The 23,424-nt window shown below is 65.1% G+C and carries 20 protein-coding genes; 17 read left to right on the plus strand and 3 right to left on the minus strand.

Annotated features, from left to right (window positions below):
* Nucleotides 1-58: 58 nt before the first annotated feature.
* The 6 genes from IB234_RS06500 to aldA all read left to right on the plus strand — a co-directional run bounded on the left by IB234_RS06500 (nt 59) and on the right by aldA (nt 9,164).
* Nucleotides 59-1,291 carry a methyl-accepting chemotaxis protein gene (locus IB234_RS06500; protein WP_412547910.1) on the plus strand — a complete coding sequence of 411 codons (1,233 nt, stop codon included), beginning with the start codon at nt 59-61 and terminating at the stop codon, nt 1,289-1,291.
* Nucleotides 1,292-1,294: 3 nt separating this feature from the next.
* Nucleotides 1,295-2,569, plus strand: coding sequence for an NAD(P)/FAD-dependent oxidoreductase (locus IB234_RS06505; protein WP_192315655.1), 1,275 nt, complete (start codon nt 1,295-1,297; stop codon nt 2,567-2,569).
* Nucleotides 2,566-3,324 carry a thiosulfate oxidation carrier complex protein SoxZ gene (locus IB234_RS06510; RefSeq protein WP_192315657.1) on the plus strand — a complete coding sequence of 253 codons (759 nt, stop codon included), beginning with the start codon at nt 2,566-2,568 and terminating at the stop codon, nt 3,322-3,324. Before IB234_RS06505 ends, IB234_RS06510 begins: the two co-directional genes overlap by 4 nt.
* 158 nt (nt 3,325-3,482) lie before the next feature.
* Nucleotides 3,483-5,003 (plus strand): aldehyde dehydrogenase family protein, encoded by a 1,521-nt coding sequence (locus tag IB234_RS06515; protein WP_192315659.1) that lies wholly within the window; start codon nt 3,483-3,485, stop codon nt 5,001-5,003.
* Nucleotides 5,004-5,470: 467 nt separating this feature from the next.
* Nucleotides 5,471-7,660 carry a PQQ-dependent dehydrogenase, methanol/ethanol family gene (locus IB234_RS06520; protein WP_192315661.1) on the plus strand — a complete coding sequence of 730 codons (2,190 nt, stop codon included), beginning with the start codon at nt 5,471-5,473 and terminating at the stop codon, nt 7,658-7,660.
* A gap of 67 nt (nt 7,661-7,727) precedes the next feature.
* Entirely contained in the window at nt 7,728-9,164 is a 1,437-nt protein-coding gene (gene aldA, locus IB234_RS06525) for an aldehyde dehydrogenase (protein WP_192315663.1), read from the plus strand.
* Nucleotides 9,165-9,260: 96 nt separating this feature from the next.
* Here the strand turns inward: aldA and IB234_RS06530 are convergent, their stop codons facing one another.
* On the minus strand, nt 9,261-11,204 hold the full coding sequence (locus tag IB234_RS06530) for a sigma-54-dependent Fis family transcriptional regulator (protein WP_192315666.1): 1,944 nt from the start codon (nt 11,202-11,204) through the stop codon (nt 9,261-9,263).
* 391 nt (nt 11,205-11,595) lie between these two features.
* On the opposite strand from IB234_RS06530, the gene pqqA reads away from it, so the two are divergent.
* The 11 genes from pqqA (at nt 11,596) to IB234_RS06585 (ending at nt 21,906) form a co-directional block, all read left to right on the plus strand.
* Nucleotides 11,596-11,667, plus strand: a complete 72-nt coding sequence (gene pqqA, locus IB234_RS06535; protein WP_192317738.1) for a pyrroloquinoline quinone precursor peptide PqqA — start codon at nt 11,596-11,598, stop codon at nt 11,665-11,667.
* A 46-nt stretch (nt 11,668-11,713) separates the two neighbouring features.
* Nucleotides 11,714-12,625 (plus strand): pyrroloquinoline quinone biosynthesis protein PqqB, encoded by a 912-nt coding sequence (gene pqqB, locus IB234_RS06540; RefSeq protein WP_192315668.1) that lies wholly within the window; start codon nt 11,714-11,716, stop codon nt 12,623-12,625.
* A 10-nt stretch (nt 12,626-12,635) separates the two neighbouring features.
* The gene (gene pqqC / locus IB234_RS06545; protein WP_192315670.1) at nt 12,636-13,388 is read left to right on the plus strand and encodes a pyrroloquinoline-quinone synthase PqqC; all 753 of its coding nucleotides are present in this window, start codon (nt 12,636-12,638) and stop codon (nt 13,386-13,388) included.
* Between the two features lie 31 nt (nt 13,389-13,419).
* Nucleotides 13,420-13,722, plus strand: coding sequence for a pyrroloquinoline quinone biosynthesis peptide chaperone PqqD (pqqD, locus tag IB234_RS06550; RefSeq protein ID WP_192315672.1), 303 nt, complete (start codon nt 13,420-13,422; stop codon nt 13,720-13,722).
* Entirely contained in the window at nt 13,694-14,848 is a 1,155-nt protein-coding gene (gene pqqE, locus IB234_RS06555) for a pyrroloquinoline quinone biosynthesis protein PqqE (RefSeq protein ID WP_192315674.1), read from the plus strand. Before pqqD ends, pqqE begins: the two co-directional genes overlap by 29 nt.
* A complete protein-coding gene (locus tag IB234_RS06560) occupies nt 14,845-16,701 on the plus strand; it encodes an alpha/beta hydrolase family protein (RefSeq protein WP_192315677.1) in 1,857 nt (618 codons plus the stop codon). Before pqqE ends, IB234_RS06560 begins: the two co-directional genes overlap by 4 nt.
* 77 nt (nt 16,702-16,778) lie before the next feature.
* Complete coding sequence (gene ercA, locus IB234_RS06565) at nt 16,779-17,942, plus strand: alcohol dehydrogenase-like regulatory protein ErcA (protein WP_192315679.1); 1,164 nt, start codon at nt 16,779-16,781, stop codon at nt 17,940-17,942.
* Entirely contained in the window at nt 17,926-19,575 is a 1,650-nt protein-coding gene (locus tag IB234_RS06570) for a NahK/ErcS family hybrid sensor histidine kinase/response regulator (RefSeq protein ID WP_192315681.1), read from the plus strand. Before ercA ends, IB234_RS06570 begins: the two co-directional genes overlap by 17 nt.
* Before the next feature lie 144 nt (nt 19,576-19,719).
* Complete coding sequence (locus IB234_RS06575; RefSeq protein WP_192315683.1) at nt 19,720-20,613, plus strand: lysozyme; 894 nt, start codon at nt 19,720-19,722, stop codon at nt 20,611-20,613.
* Nucleotide 20,614: 1 nt separating this feature from the next.
* Nucleotides 20,615-21,109 carry a hypothetical protein gene (locus IB234_RS06580; protein ID WP_192315685.1) on the plus strand — a complete coding sequence of 165 codons (495 nt, stop codon included), beginning with the start codon at nt 20,615-20,617 and terminating at the stop codon, nt 21,107-21,109.
* Between the two features lie 41 nt (nt 21,110-21,150).
* Entirely contained in the window at nt 21,151-21,906 is a 756-nt protein-coding gene (locus IB234_RS06585) for an SIR2 family NAD-dependent protein deacylase (RefSeq protein WP_192315687.1), read from the plus strand.
* Here the strand turns inward: IB234_RS06585 and IB234_RS06590 are convergent, their stop codons facing one another.
* Entirely contained in the window at nt 21,907-22,212 is a 306-nt protein-coding gene (locus tag IB234_RS06590) for a hypothetical protein (RefSeq protein WP_192315689.1), read from the minus strand.
* A gap of 14 nt (nt 22,213-22,226) precedes the next feature.
* Nucleotides 22,227-23,219 carry a TerC family protein gene (locus IB234_RS06595; protein ID WP_192315691.1) on the minus strand — a complete coding sequence of 331 codons (993 nt, stop codon included), beginning with the start codon at nt 23,217-23,219 and terminating at the stop codon, nt 22,227-22,229.
* Nucleotides 23,220-23,424 lie beyond the last annotated feature (205 nt).

Genomic DNA, 23,424 nt, shown 5'->3' on the forward strand with positions numbered 1-23,424 from the left:
CCATCGCCTGGCCTCTCAGCTGCAGGGCGCGGCCAGCATCGTGGGCAATGCCGAGGTGATGATCACCACCGAGGAGCAAACCAGCCTGCTCAGTCAACGCACCCTGGAAGCCGCCCACGAGGCGCGCCGCAGCAGCGACGAAGGCCTGCGAGTTTTGCACGACAGCATCGCGCGCATGCACCAGTTGAGTGGCCGCGCCAGCGCCAGCCGCGAGCTGATCGGCAACCTCAGCCAGCGTAGCGAGGACATCCAGCGGGTTACCCAGGTGATCCAGGGCGTAGCCAGCCAGACCAACCTGCTGGCGCTCAACGCGGCCATCGAGGCGGCGCGTGCCGGCGAGGCCGGGCGCGGTTTCGCGGTGGTCGCCGACGAGGTGCGCGGCCTGGCCGCGCGCACCGCCAGCGCCACCGAAGAGGTCGGCGAGATGGTTGCCGATATCCAGCGCAAGACCGCCGCCGTGGTCGAGCAGATCCGCCAGCTGGCCAGTGAACTGGACGAGGGCGTCGGCGCCGTCGAGCAGGCTGGTAGCAGCCTCGCCAACATTGTCGCGCTGGCCGAGGTGGTGGAAGGGCAGGTCGACGAGATCGCCCAGGGGGCCGAGATCAACCGCGAGCAGCTCACCAGCCTGTTCGCCGCCATGGAGCAGATGCGCGGTGACCTGGCCGAGAGCGATGCCCATACCCAGCGCCTGGGCGGCGTGGCCGGGCGCCTGGAGGGGCAGGCCGAGCAGATCAGTGAGCGTCTCGCCGAGGTCGCGCTGGACGACTACCACCAGCGTGCCTATGACCTGGCCCGGCAGGGCGCTCAGTCCATCGCCGAACGCTTCGAGGCGGATGTCGAATCCGGTCGTGTCAGCCTCGACGACCTGTTCGACCGCCAGTACCGGCCGGTGCCGGGCAGTTTCCCGCAGAAGTACAAAACCCGCTTCGACGACTACACCGACCGCGTCCTGCCGGACATCCAGGAGCCGCTGCTGGGGCAGCACGAGGGCCTGGTGTTCGCCATCGCCTGCACGCCCGAGGGCTACGTACCGACCCACAACCGGGCGTTCAGTGCTGCGCTGACCGGCGACCGCCAGCAGGACATGCTGCGCAGCCGCAGCAAGCGCCGCTTCGACGACCGCACCGGCATCCGCTGCGGCAGCCACGAGCAGCCGTTGCTGCTGCAGACCTATACCCGCGACACCGGCGAGCTGATGCACGACCTGTCGGTGCCGATCCGTATTTGTGGTCGCCACTGGGGCGGCCTGCGCCTGGGCTACCGCCCGGAAGGCGCCGTGGCGGCGCGCTGAGCGATGGCGCGCCTGAGTCGTCGCGCGCTCCTCGCCGGTCTGGCACTGTTGCCCTGGTGGGCGCGAGCGGGGCAGGGCCGGGTGACCGGGCGCGTGCTGGTGGTCGGTGGCGGATTCGCCGGAGCCACCGCCGCACGCCTGCTGCGCCAGGCAGAGCCGGGCCTGGATGTGGTGCTGATCGAGCCGAAGGTGCACTACCACACCTGCCCGATGAGCAACAGGGTGATAGCCGGGCTGGACCCGCTGGCGAGGATCGCCTGGTCCTATCGCGACCTGGAAGGGCAGGGCGTCCGCCTGTTGCACCAGGCGGCGCGCGACATCGATACGGCCGGTCGTCGGGTACAGCTCGATGATGGGCTGTGGCTGGACTACGACCATCTGATCCTGGCACCCGGCATCGACATGCGTTTTGACGCCATCGAAGGCTATGACGCTGCAGCAGCCAAGCGGCTGCCGCATGCGTGGCAGGCCGGCGTGCAGACCGAGCTGCTGCGCCGCCAGCTGCAGGCCATGACCGATGGTGGCCTGGTGCTGATCGGCGTGCCGGACAACCCCTACCGCTGCCCGCCCGGCCCCTACGAGCGGGCCAGCCTGATCGCCGACTATCTGAAGCGACACAAGCCGCGCAGCAAGCTGTTGATCCTCGATGCGAAGGACAGCTTCTCCAAGCAGGCGCTGTTCCAGCAGGGCTGGCAACGCCATTACCCGGGGCTGGTCGAGTGGGTTGGCCATGCGGGTGATGGCCGGGTGGTGCGCGCCGATGCGCAGCGTCGCGAGCTCGAGTGCGAGTTCGGCAATCGCCATCGCGCGGCGGTGATCAACCTGATCCCGCCGCAACGGGCTGCTGCTATCGCCGTGCGTGCCGGGCTGACCGACGCCAGCGGCTGGGTGCCGGTGGACCCTCAGCGCTTTCGTGCCCGCACGGCCGAGCACATCACGGTGCTGGGCGATGCCAGCATCGCCGCGCCGATGCCCAAGTCGGCGTTCAGCGCCCAGGCCCAGGCGCGCCTGGCAGTGGCTCACCTGCTGGCCGAGCTGCGCGGCGAGCCGTTGCAGCCGCCGGTGCTGAGCAACACCTGCTACAGCTTGTTGACACCCGACGATGCCGTGTCGATCTCGGCGCGCTATCGCGTCGAGCAGGGGCTGCTCGGCGAGGTGCCGGGCACCCTGCAGCTCAGCCCTCTGGACGGTGATGATGCACTGCGCCGGCATGAGGCGCAGGTGGCGGCGGCCTGGTACCTCGGCATCTGCACGGCCGCCTGGGGGGCGCCGGCGTGAAGTCGGGACGTGCCGTACGAGTCATGTGCGGGGCGCGCCGAATCGTGGCGACGTTGGTGCTGCTGGTGACACCGGCATTGGCAGCCGAGCCGCTGCATGATGAGCAGAGGCGCCTGCTAGCCGGTGGTTTGCCGCAGGCCGCTGGCCTGGTCTTGGATATCCCTGAATGGGTTGAGGACGGCGCCTTCGTTGCCGTCACCCTGACCCTGCGCGGTGCCCGCCCGCCGCTGCGGCTGGTGCTGCTGCGCGAGCGGGAAGGTGAACCGCGCATCGCCGAGGTCGAGCTGCGCGCCTGGCACGAGCCGCTGCGCCTGAGTACCCGCGTGCGTTTGCCGCAGAGCCAGGTACTGCAAGTGCTGGCACGCGATGCCGATGGGCGCACCTGGGACGTGCGCCAGCAGGTGCGCATCGCAGGCAGCAGCTGCCTGTCGCCGCCGCTCGCCGATCCCAACGACGGCCTCGGCCAGATCCAGGCCTGGCTCCGGCCGCTGGATGGTGGCAGAGAACTGGCCAGTCTGCTGCGCCATCCGATGGAGACCGGCCAGCGACGCGATACCGCCGGTCGCCTGCTGCCGCCCCACCTGCTGCGCGAATTCAGCGTCGATGGGGCGCAGGGCGAGCTGCTGCGGGTGCGCGCGTTCGCCGGTGCTTCTGCCAATCCCTACTGGCGGGTGGTGCTGCCGGCTGATACCGGCGAGCTGGGTCTACGCTGGACGGACGACGACGGTACGACCTTCGACCGTCGCTTGCCCTGAGCGCGACCGCCGCCACAAGGATTGCACTCAGGCATGTACTACCAAATGAGTAGCCCAGCTGTGCCATCGGCGCATACCCGCGAGGCAGAGCGGCTGCAAAGATCGAAGCACGACCTGGCCCATTGGCAGGGGCAGGCACCACAAGAAGAGGCATCATCATGATCTACGCTCAACCTGGGACTCCTGGCTCCATCGTTTCCTTCAAGCCGCGCTACGGCAACTACATCAATGGCGAGTTCGTACCGCCACTGAAGGGCGAGTACTTCGTGAACACTTCCCCGGTCACCGGCCAGGTCATCGCCGAGTTCCCGCGCTCCTCGGCCGAGGACATCGACAAGGCCCTGGATGCCGCCCACGCCGCCGCCGATGCCTGGGGCCGCACGTCGGTGCAGGACCGCGCGCTGGTGCTGCTGAAGATCGCCGACCGCATTGAGCAGAATCTGGAAATACTCGCCGTCACCGAGACCTGGGACAACGGCAAGGCCGTGCGCGAGACCCTGAACGCCGACGTACCGCTGGCCGCCGACCACTTCCGCTATTTCGCCGGCTGCATCCGTGCCCAGGAAGGCAGTGCCGCCGAAATCAACGACGGCACCGTGGCTTACCATTTCCACGAGCCGCTGGGCGTCGTCGGCCAGGTCATCCCGTGGAACTTCCCGCTGCTGATGGCCGCCTGGAAACTGGCTCCGGCGCTGGCCGCCGGCAATGCCATCGTGCTCAAGCCAGCCGAGCAGACCCCGCTGTCGATCACCCTGCTGATGGAAATCATCGGCGACCTGCTGCCGCCGGGCGTGCTGAACGTCGTCCAGGGCTTCGGCCGCGAAGCCGGCGAGGCGCTGGCCACCAGCAAGCGCATTGCCAAGATCGCCTTCACCGGCTCCACCCCGGTCGGCTCGCACATCATGAAGTGTGCCGCCGAGAACATCATTCCGAGCACCGTGGAGCTGGGTGGCAAGAGCCCGAACATCTTCTTCGCCGACATCATGAACGCCGAGCCGGCCTTCATCGAGAAGGCCGCCGAAGGCCTGGTGCTGGGCTTCTTCAACCAGGGCGAAGTGTGCACCTGCCCGTCCCGCGCGGTCGTTCAGGAAAGCATCTATGACGCGTTCATGGTCGAGGTGCTGAAGAAGATCAAGCAGATCAAGCGCGGCAACCCGCTGGATACCGACGTTATGGTCGGTGCCCAGGCCTCGCAGCAGCAGTACGACAAGATCCTCAGCTATCTCGAGATCGCCCAGCAGGAAGGTGCCCAGGTGCTCACCGGCGGCTCCTCCGAACGCCTGTCCGGCGACCTGGCCAACGGCTACTACATCCAGCCGACTCTGCTGAAGGGCCATAACAAGATGCGCGTGTTCCAGGAGGAGATCTTCGGGCCGGTGATCGGCGTGACCACCTTCAAGGACGAGGCTGAGGCGCTGGCCATCGCCAACGACACCGAGTTCGGCCTGGGTGCCGGCGTGTGGAGCCGCGACATCAACATCGCCTACCGCATGGGGCGTGGCATCAAGGCCGGTCGCGTGTGGACCAACTGCTACCACCTGTACCCGGCGCACGCCGCCTTCGGTGGCTACAAGAAGTCCGGTGTCGGCCGCGAGACCCACAAGATGATGCTCGACCACTATCAGCAGACCAAGAACCTGCTGGTGAGCTACGACATCAACCCGCTGGGCTTCTTCTGATCCACCCGCGTCCGCCCTGCGGCGGACGCACGTTTTTTCATCGAGCGCAGGGAGGCGCTTCCGTCGTCTGGCCTAACTGAGCGTGGGCCGCCTTGGCGGCCATTGCCCGGCCGATGGATTGATGTCCCGCGCGGTCCCAGGCCGCGCTTTTTTTCGATATGCCTTCGGGCGTCCTGCTCGTCTCCTCGCAAACCGCCTACTCCCTTCGGAGCGGCAGGTCCTGTCGAACGCGGCTCCGGCCGCGTTTTTTATGCCCGCTCCGGGCGTTGCACCACCGCTACAAACGCCCGTGTGAATGCAACAGCTGTTGCGTTCTTCTTCCCGCTTTCAGTTTCCCTTAGATATCTGTGCAGGCCTTGCCGCGCAAGGCTTTCAGTCTTCCCGGCGGGCGCTGGCACAGGCGTTGCTCTGACTCTGCCAAGCCTCGGCGCGAACGTCGAGGCAACAACAAGAATCGGAGAACATCCATGAGATCGATTGGCCTCACCGCGCCTTCTGCGTGCCCGTCGTCCGACCGGCAACCCGCCTTGCGTCTACCCCGTTCCGCGCTGTTCGCCGCCGTGCTGCTGGCCGGCTTCGTCCATACCGCCCAGGCTGCCGAGATACCGGCCAACGTCGATGGCAAGCGCATCGTCGCCGCCGACCAGGAGCCGGGTAACTGGATGAGTCATGGCCGTACCTACGACGAGCAACGCTACAGCCCGCTGGAGCAGATCAACCAGCAGAACGTCGGCAAGCTCGGCCTGGCCTGGAGCTACAAGCTCGACCTCGACCGTGGTGTGGAGGCCACACCCATCGTGGTCGACGGCGTGATGTACACCACCGGGCCGTTCTCGGTGGTGTACGCGCTGGACGCGCGCAATGGCGAACTGTTGTGGAAGTACGACCCGCAGTCGGATCGCTCGCGCGCCGGGGAGGCCTGCTGCGACGCGGTCAACCGTGGCGTGGCGGTGTGGAAGGGCAAGGTCTACGTCGGCGTGCTCGACGGCCGCCTGGAGGCCATCGACGCCAAGACCGGCAAGCGTGCCTGGTCGGTCGACACCCGCGCCGATCACAAGCGCAGCTACACCATCACCGGCGCACCGCGCGTGGTGAACGGCAAGGTGATCATCGGCAACGGCGGCGCCGAGTTTGGCGTGCGTGGCTACGTCACCGCCTACGACGCCGAGAGCGGCAAGCAGGCCTGGCGCTTCTACACCGTGCCGGGCGACCCCAAGCTGCCGCCGGAAGACAAGGCGATGGAGATTGCCCAGAAGACCTGGTTCGGCGACGCCTTCGTCGAGCAGGGCGGTGGCGGTACCGCGTGGGATTCCTTCGCCTTCGACCCGGAGCTGAACCTGCTCTACATCGGCGTCGGCAACGGCTCGCTGTGGGACCCGAAATGGCGCAGCCAGGCCAAGGGCGACAACCTGTTCCTGTCCTCCATCGTCGCGGTCAACGCCGACACCGGCGAATACGCCTGGCACTACCAGACCACCCCGGGCGACGCCTGGGACTTCACCGCCACCCAGCACATGATCCTTGCCGAGCTGGAGATCGAAGGTAAGCAGCGCAAGGTGCTGATGCAGGCACCGAAGAACGGTTTCTTCTACGTTATCGACCGCGCCACCGGCGAGCTGCTCTCGGCCAAAGGCATCGTCCCGCAGAACTGGACCAAGGGCATGGACATGAAGACCGGTCGGCCCATCGTCGACGAGGAAAACGCGGCGTATTGGAAGAACGGCAAGCGCAACCTGGTGACCCCGGCGTTCTGGGGCGCGCACGACTGGCACCCGATGTCGTTCAACCCGAAGACCGGGCTGGTGTACATCCCCGCGCACATCATGTCGGCCTACTACGAGCACATCCCCGAGGCGCCCAAGCGCAACCCGTTCAAGAGCATGTACCAGCTTGGCCTGCGTACCGGGATGATGCCTGAAGGTGCCGACGGCCTGCTGGAAATGGCCAAGACCTGGTCCGGCAAGCTGATCGCCTGGGACCCGGTGAAGCAGGAAGCGGCCTGGGAAGTGCCCTACGTGACCATCTTCAACGGCGGCACCCTGAGCACCGCCGGCAACCTGGTGTTCGAAGGCAGTGCCGATGGCCGGGTGATCGCCTACGCCGCCGAGGACGGCAAGAAACTCTGGGAGCAGCCGGCCGCCAGCGGCGTGATGGCGGCGCCGATCACCTATTCGGTGGATGGCGAGCAGTACGTCACCTTCATGGCCGGCTGGGGCGGTGCCTTCTCCACCTTCGCCGGTGCCCTGTCGTTGCGCGCCGGCGTGCAGCCGTTCGCCCAGGTACTCACCTACAAGCTCGGCGGCACCGCCAAGCTGCGCGAGCCGGCGCCGCCGGCCGATGCCCCGAAACCGCCGCCGCTGACCGCCGATGCGGCCACCGTGGAGGCCGGCGCCAAGCTGTATGACGGCCACTGCTCGCAGTGCCACGGCATTCATGCGGTGAGCGGCGGCGTGCTACCGGACCTGCGCAAGCTCACCCCGGAGAAGCACCAGATGTTCCTCGGCATTCTCTACGGCGGTCGCGTACCGGACGGCATGCCGTCGTTCGCCGAGGCCTTCGATGCCAAGCAGGTGGACCAGATCCATCAGTACCTGATCAAGCGCGCCCACGACCTGCAGCAGGAAGGCGACGCCTGGGACAAGTTCAGCGCCAAGTGATCCCCGCGAACGCGCACCGCTCACCCGGTGCGCGTTTGTCAGCCCACTCCGTATAGCGAGAGCGACCATGAGCGACATCACCACCTACCAGCACTACATCGACAACGCCTTTGTCGGCAGCGACAACCTGGTCGAGGTACGCAACCCGGCCAATGCCGACCTGCTGGCGCGTATCCCCGAAGCCGGCAACGAGCAGGTCGAGCGCGCCATTGCCGCGGCCCGCGCCGCACAGAAGGGCTGGGCCGCCAAGCCGGCTATCGAGCGCGCCGGCTACCTGCGCCAGATCGCCGCCAAGGTGCGCGCCAACGCCCCGCGCCTGGCGCGCATCATCACTGTCGAGGGCGGCAAGGTGCCGGCCCTGGCCGAGGTGGAGGTCAACTTCACCGCCGACTACCTGGACTACATGGCCGAATGGGCGCGCCGCCTGGAAGGCGAGGTGCTGACCAGCGACCGTGCCGGCGAGCACATCTTCCTGCTGCGCAAGCCGCTGGGCGTGGTGGCCGGTATCCTGCCGTGGAATTTCCCGTTCTTCCTCATTGCCCGGAAGATGGCGCCGGCGCTGATCACCGGCAACACCATCGTGATCAAGCCCAGCGAGGAAACGCCGATCAACTGCTTCGAGTTCGCCAAACTGGTGGCCGAGACCGACCTGCCGCGCGGTGTGTTCAACGTGGTCGGCGGCACCGGTGCAGGTGCCGGCAGCGCGCTGACCAGTCACGCCGGGGTTGACCTGATCAGCTTCACCGGCAGCGTCGGCACCGGCTCGCGGATCATGGCCGCGGCGGCGCCGAATATCACCAAGCTCAACCTGGAACTGGGCGGCAAGGCGCCGGCCATCGTGCTGGCCGATGCCGATCTGGACCTGGCCGTCACCGCCATCACCGCGTCGCGGGTGATCAACACCGGACAGGTGTGCAACTGTGCCGAACGTGTCTACGTCGAGCGCAAGGTGGCCGACCAGTTCATCGACAAGATCGCTTCGGCGATGGCGGCTACCCGCTACGGTGATCCTTCCGTCGAGTCCGATCTGGACATGGGCCCGCTGATCAACCAGGCCGGCCTGGACAAGGTCGCGCAGATGGTGCGCACGGCGGTCGAGCAGGGCGCCCAGGTGATCACTGGTGGGGCGGTGGCGGACAAGGGCAAGGGCTTCCATTACCAGCCCACGGTACTGGCCGGCTGCGCCACCGACATGGAGATCATGCGCAAGGAGATCTTCGGTCCGGTGCTGCCGATCCAGATCGTCGATGACCTCGACGAGGCCATCGCCCGCGCGAACGACAGCGAGTACGGCCTGACCTCGTCGATCTATACCCGCAACCTCAGCGCCGCTCTCAAGGCCAGCCGCGAGCTGGACTTCGGCGAGACCTACATCAACCGCGAGAACTTCGAGGCCATGCAGGGCTTCCACGCCGGCACGCGCAAGTCCGGCATCGGTGGTGCGGACGGCAAGCATGGCTTGTACGAGTACACCCATACACATGTGGTGTACGCCCAGGAGTAAGTCGTCGCTTCGATTGGGCGGGCCGTCCTTGCCAGGTGCGGCTCGCTCCTTTTTCCCTGCGCCCGGATTGGTCGGACGCAGGGAAAAAGGAAGGAATCAGTACAGCGCGTTGGGCTGCACGATGCCGTGCTTCTTCATCTTCCGATACAGGGTCGACCGGGCAATGCCGAACTGCTCTGCCACCGCACTAATGTTCCACTGCCTCTCACGCAACGCTGCCAGCAGGTGGCGTGCCTCATCGTCGTCCAGGCGGGCAGCGAGGGCGCTGCTGGTGGCTTCCTGCAACGCCAATGGTGCGTCGGCGGGAGCCGTCTGATGCAGTTCGGCGGGCAGGCAGTCCAGGTCGATGCGGCCATCCTCGGCAAGGGCGGCGGCGTAGCGCAGGCAGTTGAGCAACTGGCGGATGTTGCCCGGCCAGGGGTGTGTGTGCAGACGCTCGCGCACGGTTTCGTCCAGGCGCAATTCCGTGCCGAGACCAGCCAGCAGGTTGTCGATCAGCGCATCGCGGTCGCTGCGCTCGCGCAGGGCCGGCAGCTGCAGGGTCATGCCGCTGAGGCGGTAGAACAGGTCCTCGCGGAAGCCCTTGCTGCGGATCATCTCGGCCAGGTTCTGGTGCGTTGCGGAAACCACCTGCACATCCAGCGCCACGGGTGCGTCGGCACCGAGGGGGAACAGTTCGCGCTCGGCCAGCACGCGCAGCAGGCGGGTCTGCAGGTGCGCGGGCATGTCGCCGATCTCGTCGAGGAACAGCGTGCCGCCATTGGCCAGTTCCAGCTTGCCCTTCATGCCTTTCTTGTTGGCACCGGTGAAGCTGCCGCCGCGGTAACCGAACAGTTCGCTCTCGATCAGGCTTTCCGGAATCGCCGCGCAGTTCAGCGCGACGAAGGGGCCGGTGTGGCGCGTGCTGGCCTGGTGGATGGCGCGGGCGAAGGCCTCCTTGCCGGTGCCGGTCTCGCCAGTGATGAGAATCGGGATGCCCTTGTCGAGCACCTTGCGCAGGCGCCCCACGCCGTCCAGCAGGCGCGCATCGCCGCCGCTGAGGCGCTGCAGGTCCGGGTGCTCGGGGCGGGCCTCGATCCGGTTCGGGGCGCTGCGTGGCGGCGGGCTGGCGGGAATGCGCAGGCCAATATCCACCAGCGCCTCGTCCTGCTGGGTGCGCAGGCGTACGCCACGGGCACCGCCCAGGGTCAGGCTGAGCAGCTCGTCGACGTTGGCCGGCAGCAGCTGGTCGATGCGGCTGCCGAGCAGGTCGATGCCGCGTTCCTGCTGGTAGGCGACGAAGGCGGCGTGGTTGGCGCCGATGACCCGTCCGCGCTCGTCGAGGGCCAGCAACTGTTCGTTGGCCAGGTCGGCAATGTCGTCGCGCGGCTTCAGCGACAGGCTCAGGCGGTCGCGGTAGCGCTGGCGGAAGCTGGCGTTCTCGATCAGCCGGGCATACATGATCACCAGCTGCAGGGTCAGGTACTGCGCTTCCTTCGGCCCGTCGCTGTTCAGACAGGTGGCGTTGAGGCAGCCGCGCAGGGCGTTCTGCGCATCGTAGATCGGCGCTACCGAGCAGCTCAGGCGGAAGTTGGAGACCAGGAAATGCTCCTGGCGGTGGATGGTCATCGGCTGGCCGGCGGCCAGGGTGGTGCCGATGCCGTTGGTGCCGGCGATGGACTCGTCCCAGCGCGCACCGACGATCAGCCCGGCCTGGGTGTAGGTGTCGCGCTGGCGCGGCAGGCGCGAGTCGAGGGTCACGCCGTGCTCGTCGCTGAGCAGCACGGCGAAGCCAGCCGGTACCACGCGCTTGGCCAGGCCGTTGAGGCCCTGGCCGGCGATGGCCAGGTACTCCTCGTGCAGGGCCTGGTATTCGCGCAGTTCGCTGGCGGTGAGGATGTTCTTCTCGACCGCGCCGTGCGGATCGAGACGGTGCTCCATCACGCTGCGATACCAGGAGCGGGCGATCAGGCCATCTGGGCGGATGCCGCGCTCGGGGAAGTGGTCCGCGACGAAGGCGGTGAGGTCATTGGGGCAGGTTTCCAAGGCATGGGCGGTCATGGGCACTCCCATTGGCCGCGAGTCAGGCTGCGGCGCGTTGTTGTTTTTTGCGGAGCCGTTCGGCCGGCGGCTGGTCCCAACCATACTCCGGCTGGGAGCGATGTGCAGTCATCCATCCGTCGAACACCGGGGAGGCCAGCAAGCGCTGTGCCGCTTCGTCGGATTCACGGCGGTGCCCTGGGTAGCGCGGTTTTCCGCGGCCTGCGGCGGCGCCTGGCAGAACAGCTGTCGCAGCGATGCGACACCTGTAGCGGGCAGGAGGCGACAGTTGTCGCGCCTGCCCTACCAAATCAGGGGCGAAACTCCTTCGAAAGTATCATTCGGGGGAAGCGGCCCTGGTGCTTAACTCGACCTGCCGGAATCTTCCGGCCTACAAGAAGAGGATCGATCCATGTGGACCAAGCCTAGCTTTACCGACCTGCGCATTGGCTTCGAAGTCACCCTGTACTTCGCCAATCGTTGATCCGATCAGCCCCGGTCCGCCGGGGCTTCTATCTTGGAGCAGCCGTATGCTCATTCAGATTCTCGGGTCGGCCGCCGGTGGTGGCTTTCCCCAGTGGAACTGCAACTGCCGCAACTGTCGTGGACTGCGCGACGGAACGCTGAATGCGCGGTCGCGTACCCAGTCGTCCATCGCTCTCTCCGATGATGGAGTCAACTGGATCCTGTGTAATGCCTCGCCGGACATCCGTGCCCAGCTCGAAGCTTTCCCGGCGCTACAGCCGGCGCGTGCGGTGCGTGATACCGGTATCTCGGCGGTGGTCCTGCTCGACAGCCAGATCGACCACACCACCGGCCTGCTCAGCCTGCGCGAGGGCTGCCCGCACGAGGTGTGGTGCACGGAGATGGTCCACCAGGACCTGACCAGCGGTTTCCCGCTGTTCAACATGCTCTCGCACTGGCCGGGCGGCGGCCTGCGTTGGCAGCCTATCGAGCTGACGCGCAGCTTCACCATCGCCGCCTGCCCGCAGCTGGAGTTCACCCCGTTCCCGCTGCACAGCGCTGCACCGCCCTATTCGCCGCACCGCAACGACCCGCACCCCGGCGACAACATTGGCCTGCGGGTACGCGACCGGCGCACCGGTGGCACGCTGTTCTACGCCCCGGGCCTGGGGCAGGTGGACGCCGAGCTGCGCGCGCAGATGGCCGAGGCCGACTGCCTGCTGGTGGACGGCACCTTCTGGCGCGACGACGAGATGATCCGTGCCGAGGTCGGCAGCAAGCTCGGCAGTCAGCTGGGTCACCTGCAGCAGAGCGGGCCGGATGGGATGATCGCCGCACTGCAGGGCCTGCCCGCGCGCAAGGTGCTGATCCATATCAACAATACCAATCCGATCCTCGACGAGGACTCGGCCGAGCGCGCCGAACTGACCGCGCACGGCATTGAAGTCGCCTTCGACGGCATGGGCATCGAACTCTGAGGAGCCTGGTATGAACCAGCCAGCCATGACCCCCGAGGCATTCGAACAGGCGCTGCGCGCCAAGGGTGCCTGCTACCACATCCACCACCCGTTCCATGTGGCCATGTACGAGGGCCGCGCCAGCCGTGAGCAGATCCAGGGCTGGGTGGCCAACCGCTTCTACTATCAGGTGTGCATTCCGCTGAAGGATGCCGCGATCCTGGCCAATTGCCCGGACCGTGACACCCGCCGCGAATGGATCCAGCGCATCGTCGACCACGATGGCGCGCCGGGTGAGGAGGGTGGTATCGAGGCCTGGCTGCGCCTGGCCGAGGCGGTGGGCCTGGACCGCAAGCAGGTGCTGTCGCAGGAGCTGGTGCTGCCCGGTGTGCGCTTCGCCGTGGATGCCTACGTCAACTTCGCCCGCCGTGCGTCCTGGCAGGAGGCGGCCAGTAGTTCGCTGACCGAGCTGTTCGCCCCGCAGATCCACCAGTCACGCCTGGATAGCTGGCCACAGCACTACCCCTGGATCGACTCGGCTGGCTACGACTATTTCCGCAAGCGCCTGAAGGAAGCTCGCCGCGATGTCGAGCACGGCCTGCGCATCACCCTCGGCCACTACCGCACACGCGAGGCCCAGGAGCGCATGTTGGACATCCTGCAATTCAAGCTCGACGTGCTGTGGAGCATGCTCGACGCCATGAGCATGGCCTACGAGCTGGAGCGTCCGCCGTACCACACCGTGACCCGCGAACGGGTCTGGCACCGGGGCATCGCGCTGTGATTCGCCCCGTCACGAACAGGAGTACCTCCCTATGAGCAGCAACCTCGCTCAGGCCAATCAACCGTCCCTGCTGCTCGGTATACCGACCATTCGGCGCGGCTTCCGCCTGCAGTTCGAGCCGGCCCAGGGCTGCCACGTGCTGCTCTACCCGGAGGGCATGATCAAGCTTAACGAGAGTGCCGGCGAGATACTCAAGATGGTGGACGGCCAGCGCAGCGTGGCGACCATCGTCGCCGAACTGCAGAGCCGTTTCCCTGAAATCCAGGGGATCGACGAAGACATCCTGGCGTTCCTTGAGGTGGCCCATGCTCAGTTCTGGATCGAGTTGCGCTAAACCCGGCGTGCAGGTCGGCCCGCCGTTCTGGTTGCTGGCCGAGCTGACCTACCGCTGCCCGCTGCAGTGTCCGTACTGCTCGAACCCGCTGGACTTCGCTCGCCAGGGCGAGGAGCTGAGCACCGCCGAGTGGATCGAGGTGTTTCGCCAGGCCCGTGAACTGGGGGCGGCGCAGCTGGGTTTCTCCGGCGGAGAGCCGCTGGTGCGCCAGGACCTGGTCGAGCTGATCCAGGCGGCCCGTGGGCTGGGTTACTACACCAACCTGATCACCTCTGGCATCGGCCTCACCGAGGCCAAGGTGGCGGCGTTCGCCGAGGCCGGCCTGGACCATATCCAGATCAGCTTCCAGGCCGCCGACGAGGAACTCAACAACCTGCTCGCCGGCAGCGGCAAGGCCTATGCGCAGAAAGTCGCCATGGCCCGCGCGGTGAAGGCCCATGGCTACCCGATGGTGCTCAACTTCGTCACCCACCGACACAACATCGATCGCATCGATCAGATCATCGAGCTGTGCCTGGAGTTGGAGGCGGACTTCGTCGAGCTCGCCACCTGCCAGTTCTACGGCTGGGCCCAGCTCAACCGTGCCGGCCTGCTGCCGAGCAAGGCGCAACTGGAACGCGCCGAGCGCATCACCAATGAATACCGGGCGAAGCTGGCGGCACAGAATCACCCGTGCAAGCTGATCTTCGTCACCCCGGATTACTACGAGGAGCGCCCCAAGGCCTGCATGAACGGCTGGGGCAACCTGTTCCTCGACGTCACTCCGGACGGCACCGCCTTGCCCTGCCACAGCGCGCGGCAGTTGCCGGTGAAATTCCCCAACGTGCGCGAGCACGACATCCGCCACATCTGGTACGACTCCTTCGGCTTCAACCGCTTCCGTGGCGACGACTGGATGCCGGAGCCGTGCCGCAGTTGCGACGAGAAGGAACGCGATTTCGGCGGCTGTCGCTGCCAGGCGTTCATGCTCACCGGCACGGCGGAGAACGCCGACCCGGTCTGCGCCAAGTCGGCCCACCACGGCATGATCCTCGATGCGCGCCATGAAGCTGAATTGGGCGCGGTCGGCCTTGGCGAGCTGACCTTCCGCAACGACAAGGCCTCGCGGCTGATCTGCAAGGCATGAGTCACTCTCGCGATCAGGGCTCGGCCATGGCAGCCACCTGGTCCGCCACGCAGGCGGCCGCCGCCGGCCGTGATTTTGCCGAGCTGCACGCAGCCCACGGCGGCGTGCTGTGGGTCGAGTTCGATCCGGCCAGCGGGCGTAGCTCGCTGCAGTTCCTCCTTGGCGTGCAGCGCCGCGAATTGACCCCGCCGGGCTATTCGGTACGCAGCAAGGTCTACGAATACGGTGGTGGTGCCAGCTGCGTCACCACCAGTGGCGTGGCTTTCGTCAACGAGGCCGATCAGCAGGTCTATCACCTCGATCTCGTCGGCACCGCGCCGCAGGCGCTGACAGAGCAGTTCTCCTGCCGCTACGGCGATCTGGCCTTCGTTCCGGCTTGGCAGGCGGTGCTGGCGGTGGAGGAGAGCCGCGAGCCGGGCGAGGTGGAGCACCGCATCGTTCGCCTCGGCCTGGACGGCAGCCGCCAGGTGCTGGTGCAGGGTGCCGACTTCTACGCCGCGCCGACGATGGATGAGACTGGCACGCGCCTGGTCTGGGTCGAGTGGGATCGCCCGCAGCAGCCCTGGACCGCCACCCGCCTGTGCCAGCGGCACCGCTCGCCAGCCGGTGACTGGAGCCGTACCCAGGTACTGGCCGGCGAGGGCGGCGAGGAGTCGCTGCAGCAGCCGCGCTTCGCCGCCGATGGTCGCCTGTATTGCCTGAGTGATCGACATGGCTGGTGGCAGCCACTGCGTGAGGGCGACAACGGCCTGCAGCCGGTGCTCGATGCGGCTTGCGATCATGCCCCGGCGCCGTGGCAGCTCGGCGGGCGCAGCTACCTGCCGCTGGAGGGCGGAGGCTTGCTGCTGAGCCGCATCACTCCTGCGACAGGGCAGTTGCTGGAGCGTACCGATGCCGGCTATGAGCGGCGCCTGGCCACGGACTTCAGTCGCTTCCGTGCGCTGGCGGCGGACGAGCGTTATTTCTACTGCGTGGCCGCCGCACCGGATCGCCTGCCGGCGTTGCTGGCCATCGACCGCCATGACGACAGTCTGAGCGTGCTGGCCGGTGGCGAGCGACCGCTGGACGAGGTGCTGCTGCCGCGCCCCGAAGCCATCGCCTTCGCCAGTGGCGGCGAGACCGCCCATGGCTATTTCTACCCAGCTCAGGGCTCGGGGCCGACGCCGCTGGTGGTGTTCCTCCACGGCGGGCCGACTTCATCCAGCTACCCGGTGTTCGACCCGCGCATTCCGTTCTGGACCCTGCGAGGCTTCGCCGTGCTCGACCTCAACTACCGTGGCAGCGCCGGCTTTGGCCGTGTCTACCGGCAGCGCCTGCAGGGCGAGTGGGGGCGCATCGAACTGGAAGATATCCGCGCCGGCGTCGACCACCTGGCCGACCTCGGGCGCATCGACCCGGCCAGGGTGTTCGTGCGCGGTGCCAGCGCCGGAGGGTATAGCGCACTCCTGGCCCTGGCCCAGGGTGGTTATGCCGGTGGCGCCAGCCTGTATGGCGTCAGCGATCCGCTGGCGTTGCGCCGGCTTACCCACAAGTTCGAGGCGGATTACCTGGACTGGCTGCTGGGTGATCCGCAGCAGCATGTCGAGCGCTACCGGCGGCGCACGCCACTGCGCCAGGCCGGGCGCATCCGCGTCCCGGTGATTTTCTTCCAGGGTGGTCGGGATGCGGTGGTGGTGCCGCAGCAGACCGAGAGCATGGTCGCCGCGTTGCGGGACAATGGCGTCACTGTGGAGTACCGCCTTTTCCCCGACGAGGGCCACGGCTTCCGCCAGGCCGAGCATCAGGCCGCAGCGCTGGAGGCGGAACACGCGTTCTATCGTGCCCTGCTGGAGGCAGCCTCTGCGGTGCTCTAGACAGAAGGTCCGATTGCAAAGCCCGGCGATTGCAGTAGGCTGCGGGAAGATCACCAAAACAAGAAAAAGGCCGTGGTATGAGCCAGGTGCTGAGCCCGCTGCGCAAGTTCGTTTCCCCCGAAATCATCTTCGGTGCCGGTTGCCGCCATAACGTCGGCAACGTCGCCGCCAACTTCGGTGCCACCAAGGTACTGCTGGTGTCCGATCCGGGCGTGATGGCCGCCGGCTGGGTCACCGACGTGGCCAACAGCCTGCAGGCCCAGGGCCTGGCCTTCTGTCTGTACACCGGGGTGTCGCCCAACCCGCGTATGGAAGAGGTAATGACCGGCGCCGAGCTGTACCGCAGCGAGGGCTGCAATGTCATCGTCGCGGTGGGCGGTGGTAGCCCGATGGACTGCGCCAAGGGCATCGGCATCGTTGCCGCGCATGGCCGCCATATCCTCGAATTCGAGGGCGTCGACACGGTGCGTGTGCCGAGCCCGCCGCTGATCCTGATCCCGACCACCGCCGGCACCTCGGCTGACGTTTCGCAGTTCGTGATCATCTCCAACCAGACCGAGCGGATGAAGTTCTCCATTGTTAGCAAGGCCGTGGTGCCGGACGTGTCGTTGATCGACCCGGAAACCACCTTGAGCATGGACCCGTTCCTCTCCGCCTGTACCGGCATCGACGCGCTGGTGCACGCCATCGAGGCGTTCGTCTCCACCGGCAATGGCCCGCTCACCGATACCCATGCACTGGAGGCCATGCGGCTTATCGGCGGCAACCTGGTGGGCATGATCGCCAATCCTGCCGACATCGCCCTGCGCGAGAAGATCATGCTCGGCAGCATGCAGGCCGGTCTGGCTTTCTCCAATGCCATCCTCGGTGCAGTACATGCGATGAGCCACAGCCTCGGCGGTTTCCTCGACCTGCCGCACGGCCTGTGCAATGCAGCGCTGGTGGAACATGTGGTGGCCTTCAACTACGACGCCGCGCCGGAGCGCTTCAAGGTGATAGCCGAAACCCTCGGCCTGGATTGCCGCGGTCTGACCCATCCGCAGATCCGCGTACGCCTGGTGGAACACCTGATCGCCTTCAAGAGTGCCGTGGGCTTCCACGAGACGCTGGCCCGCCATGGTGTCGGCAGCAGCGACATCCCGTTCCTCTCGCGCCACGCCATGCATGATCCGTGCATCCTCACCAACCCGCGGCAGTCCAGCCAGCGCGATGTCGAGGTGGTGTATGGCGAGGCCCTCTGAGGACCCGCAGAAGGCCCTGGCCGGGCTGTTAGGGCTGAGCAGCCAGTCGCAACGCAAGAGTCATTACCCCGAACTGCAGGCGCGCCTGGAAGAGCTGGAGGCCGAGCGCAACCGCTACAAGTGGCTGTTCGAGAACGCGGTTCACGGCATCTTCCAGGCCAGCATGACTCAGGGCCTGTTGGCGGCCAATCCGGCGCTGGCGCGGATGCTCGGCTATGCCGAGCCGCAGCAGGTGTTGTGGTCGCTGTCAGACCTGGCACGCGAGCTGTTCGTCGGCGGTAGCGAGGAGATGCGCGCGATCCGCACTGCCCTGCAGGAACGTGGCGGTCTGTACGGCTACGAGACCGAGTTGCGCCGGCGCGACGGTAGCCGCATCACGGTGATCATGAACCTGCTGCTCAAGCCGGACGAGCCCGGCCTGTTCGAGGGCTTCGTCGCCGATATCACCGAACGCAAGCTGGCCCAACTGCGCCTGCAGCAGCTCAACGACGAGCTGGAGCAGCGGGTCGTCTCACGCACCGAGGAGCTGCGCGAGGCGCGCGACGCGGCACAAGAAGCCAACCATTCCAAGGATCGCTTTCTCGCCGCGGCCAGCCACGACCTGCTGCAGCCGTTGAATGCGGCGCGCCTGCTGATCGCCACCCTGCGCGAGCGGTCGTTGCCAAGCTCCGAAAAGTTGCTGGTAGAGCGTACTCACCAGGCTCTGGATGGCGCCGAAGAACTGCTTGCCGACCTGCTCGATATCTCCCGTCTGGACCAGGCCGCGGTGCAGGCAACCCCGGCCGATCATGACCTGGCCGAGCTGTTCACGCCGCTGGCCTCTGAGTTTCAGTCGGTGGCAGAAGCGGCCGGGCTGCGCCTGCGCATGCACTTGCCGAAGCTGGCGGTGCGCACCGACCTGCGCCTGGTCAGCCGCATTCTGCGCAACCTGCTGAGCAACGCCTGCCGCTATACCCGGAGCGGAGGCGTGCTGCTGGCCGCAAGGCGACGCGGCCAGAGCGTGAGCATCGAGGTGTGGGACAGCGGTCGCGGCATTCCGCAGAACCAGCTGCAGGCGATCTTCCAGGAGTTCAACCAGCTCGAGCCAGGGCGTGGGGTTGGCCTTGGTCTGGCCATCGTCGAGCGCATCGCGCGCATCCTCGACTGCCCGGTACAGGTGCGCTCGCGGGTGGGCAAGGGCTCGTGCTTCTCGTTCGAACTGCCGCTGGCGCCGATGCCGGAACGCCTGGCCACGCTGGTGCCGCAGGCACAGCTGGGTGACCCGCTGCCGGGACGGCGACTGCTGGTGGTCGACAACGAGCAGAGCATCCTCGACAGCATGGACGCACTGCTCAGTCAGTGGGGCTGCGAGGTGCTCACCGCGCGCGACCTGCCGCAGGCGCTGTCGGTGTTGCAGGGACGTGCACCGGAGGTACTACTGATCGACTATCACCTGGATAACGGGGTGATTGGTTGCGAGGTGGTTGATGCGCTGCGGGAACATTTCGACCCTGAGCTGCCGGTAGTGATGATCACCGCCGACCGCAGTGAACACTGCCAGAGCGCGGCTCAGCGCAAGGCCATCCCGCTGCTCAACAAACCCCTAAAGCCAGGCAAGCTGCGTGCGGTACTGAGCCAACTGCTGGGTGCTTGAGGTTGTCTAATTAACCGATTGCATAGCTTGAAAGCGAAGCCAGTACTCATTTCTATTGAGTGTTAGCAGGCATGCTTGCAGCTCAATCCATGGCCTGCTGTGTGCCATGTTTGTTGAGGGATTGCTAACGACAAGGATGTCACCATGATTGCAATGAACATATACGGTAATAATGATTACTTTATTCCTGCTGCCGGTATTCGTGGCGGTCTCGTAAGGCCCTTCTTCAAGGGAAGGCTTGGGCTGCGGGGAAATGCTGTCTATAAAATTAGATGGTGTAGCGTGCTCACCACCTTTTCTAAGGCTGTCCTTCCCGTTGTGTATAGCGAGCATTTACCTGGAAAGAAGTTCTTACTAATCCCAGAGGGGTTTGCATTTCGTTCTTCCAGCGAATACGAAGCAGTAGTCGTAGCTAATGATGGAAATAACTCCGGGGTGGCTAGGCTGGGGTGGGATAAGTTGATCCGTTTTCTAGAGATGGTTGATATAGACAGTATTTGTGTCAGGGTTCTCAATGACGAGTCACGCGTTGGGGCTGATATTAGAGTGAATCCGGGATTGCTCTCGCTATCTCAGCGTGGAAGGCGATTTATTAAAGATTGGGAAGGGTTTCGTGCCAATGCTTACAATGATTCCGAGGGCTACTGCACGATAGGCTATGGCCATTTAATTGCCAGGGCTAGTTGTGAAAGCATAAGGCTTCCTTTGGAATTTAGTAAAGGTGTGAGTCGCCAATATGCAAATGTTCTCTTCGAAAGTCGAATTCCTGAAATGGAAAAAGGTGTGCGGGACGCTGTGACTGCTGACCTGTTTCAGCACGAATTTGATGCTTTGGTTTCGTTGGTCTTTAATACTGGGCGATATTTTTTAGTGAAGAGAGGTGCTCCAAAGTTATTGGCTAAACTAAATTCTGGTGATTATCGTGGCGCCTCGCATGGATTTTCAGATATAACCAATGGAGGTACTCCTGGATTGGTGCTTCGCCGTAAGGCGGAAATAGATGTCTTCTTGATTGGTGTTTATAATTCGGATCATTGAAATGTTAAAATCAAGGATGATTGGTGTTTTTTGTTACTTCATGCTTTGTGCGTCTCTTGTTGCTGCCAGTGAGCATGCTGAGCATAAATCGCAGGATAGTATTTGGGCTTTCAGTAGGATATCCCAGAATAATGTCCTTCACTCAGTTGTTGATGTCGGTGAGAGAGCTGGCTTGGAGGCGCAGTTTTCGGAGCTTAAAATAGTGATGAAGGAGGGCTCGCTTAAAGTTCTGGGTGTTTGTGATGTGAAGTCAGTGCGGAAGCTTAAGCGGCCTATTGAGTATTGGATGTCCGAATCGACGGTAAAGTTATATTCAGTTCTATTTGATGAGGAAAATATTCCACTTGAGAGGGAGATATATGAGATCACCAGTCTATGGCCGCAGCAGGAGTGCCCTTTGCCTTTCGACTCAATGATTGAAAATGGCAGTGCTTTGGTTACAGTAGTTGGGAGTGGATATTTGCTGATTTTCACCTCTGCGAAGACTCCACCTTGATTGCAGGGGCTGATTCTTCCTGACTCTACTGATGAGCCTCTATGATCCCGGCAATTATCGAAGCCCTGCTCGAGTCCCGCCACCTGCTGGTCTACACCGGCGCCGGGGTGTCGGCGGAGAGTGGTATTCCAACTTTCCGTGATGCGCTGACCGGCCTGTGGGCCCGCTTCGATCCGGCACGGCTGGCTACGCCGGAGGCCTTCACAGCTGATCCCGAACTGGTCTGGGGTTGGTACGAGTGGCGGCGCCAGCGGGTACTGAGGGCCGTTCCCAATCCGGCTCACCGCGCTATCGCCGAGCTAGAGAGCCGGCTGTCACGTGTGACGCTGGTGACGCAGAACGTCGACGACTTGCACGAGCGTGCTGGCAGCCAGGGCGTGATCCATCTGCACGGTAGCCTGCAAACGCCGCGTTGCTTCGACTGTGGCGAGCGCTATGGCAGCCTTGCCCGCGAGCTGGACGAGCCGGAGGAGGGCCGGCGCCTGGCACCGCCGCGTTGTGCATCGTGCGGCGGGCCGGTGCGACCGGGCGTGGTGTGGTTTGGCGAGTCAATGCCGGAGGCGGCTTTGCAGCAGGCCTTCGAGGCGGCCGCCGAGTGCGACCTGCTGTTCTCGGTCGGCACGTCGGGATTGGTCTATCCGGCCGCCCAGGTGCCGCAGATCGCCTCACGCAACGGCGCCACCGTGGTGCACATCAACCCGCAACCGGTGGCCGCCAGCAAGCCGCGCGAATACAGCCTGCCGGGCGCCGCCGGCGTGGTGTTGCCACAGCTGTTGCAGGCGGCTTTTCCGGACTGATCAGGTCTCGATCATGCCCTGTTCCGGCTGCTGCTCGGCATCTTGCTCAGGTGCGTTCTGCTCGGACTTCGGCTGCGCCTGGTCCAGCCATTCGCGGGTGCCTTCCTGGGCCTGGTCGACCTTGTCGTTGAGCTGCTCGACCTGTTCATCGAGGCCCTTGAGGGTGTCGCCCAGGCTCTCTTTCACCTGATCGACGGCGGCCTGCTCGACCTTCTCGGCGAAGTTGGACGCAGCCTGTTCGGCGCTGTCGCAGCCGACCAGGGCGAGCAGGCCGAGGCCCAGCAACAACGGTTGATAACGGTTCATGTACGGGCCTCCGATCAGGATTCGAGCTTGTGGGCGGGTTGATTACGGGTCTTGTACAGCGACAGCAGCACGCCACCGGCCAGCAGGCCCACGGTCACGCTGAGCGAGATCACTGCCGGCACCTTGCCGATGATGCCGTGCAGGAAGATCTTGCCGCCGATGAACACCAGCACCAGGGCCAGGGCGTACTTCAGGTAGGCGAAGCGATGGATCATCGCGGCCAGGGCGAAATACAGGGCGCGCAGGCCGAGGATGGCGAAGATGTTCGAGGTGTAGACGATGAACGGGTCCTGGGTGATGGCGAAGATCGCCGGCACGCTGTCCACGGCGAACACCAGGTCAGCCAGCTCGATCAGGATCAGGGCCAGGAACAGTGGGGTGATCCATAGCTTGAGCTTGCCGCTGGCGTCTTCCTGACGGACGAAGAATTTCTGCTCGTGCAGGCGGTCGGTCACCGGCAGGTGGTTGCGCAGCCAGTTGACGAAGCGGTTGTTGGCCAGGTCCGGCTCATCGTCGACCTTGGAGAACAGCATCTTCACGCCGGTCAGCAGCAGGAAGGCGCCGAACACGTAGAGGATCCAGTCGAACTCGCTGATCAGCGCAGCGCCCAGGCCGATCATGATGGCGCGCAGCACGATCACGCCCATGATTCCCCAGAACAGTACCTTGTGCTGGTACTGACGCGGGATGGCCAGGAAGCTGAAGATCAGCGCCATGACGAACACGTTGTCCATCGACAGCGACTTCTCGATCAGGAAGCCGGTCAGGTAGTCCATGCTGGCGTCGCCGCCTTTCTGCAAGAACACCCAGACGGCGAACAGCAGGCCCATGGAGATGTAGCCGGCCGACAGCAGCAGGCTCTCCTTGACGCCAATTTCGCGGTTGTCGCGGTGCAGGATGCCGAGGTCGAAGGCCAGCAGGGCGGCTACCAGGGCGAAGAAGGTCAGCCACAGCCAGGTGGCGGTGCCGAGCAGGTCGGCGAAGAGGAACGAATCTAGGGCAGTCATGAGCCCCTCCTTTCAGTCGTAGTTGTACCAACTATGACTCCGACATGGCGGCTGCAAACCGTCAGAGGGGCCCGGCGTCACGGCGCGCAGGATAAGGATTTTCCGGGCCGCCTCAAGCACCGGGGTTTTGCAAAGTGTGTATTTCCTGGCTCGCTGCCGTCTGGCTCAAGGCGCGCGAGCCCTGTGGGGCGATACGATCTGACCG

Origin of the sequence: Pseudomonas sp. PDM16, from assembly GCF_014851865.1 — a bacterium.
Lineage (GTDB): Bacteria > Pseudomonadota > Gammaproteobacteria > Pseudomonadales > Pseudomonadaceae > Aquipseudomonas.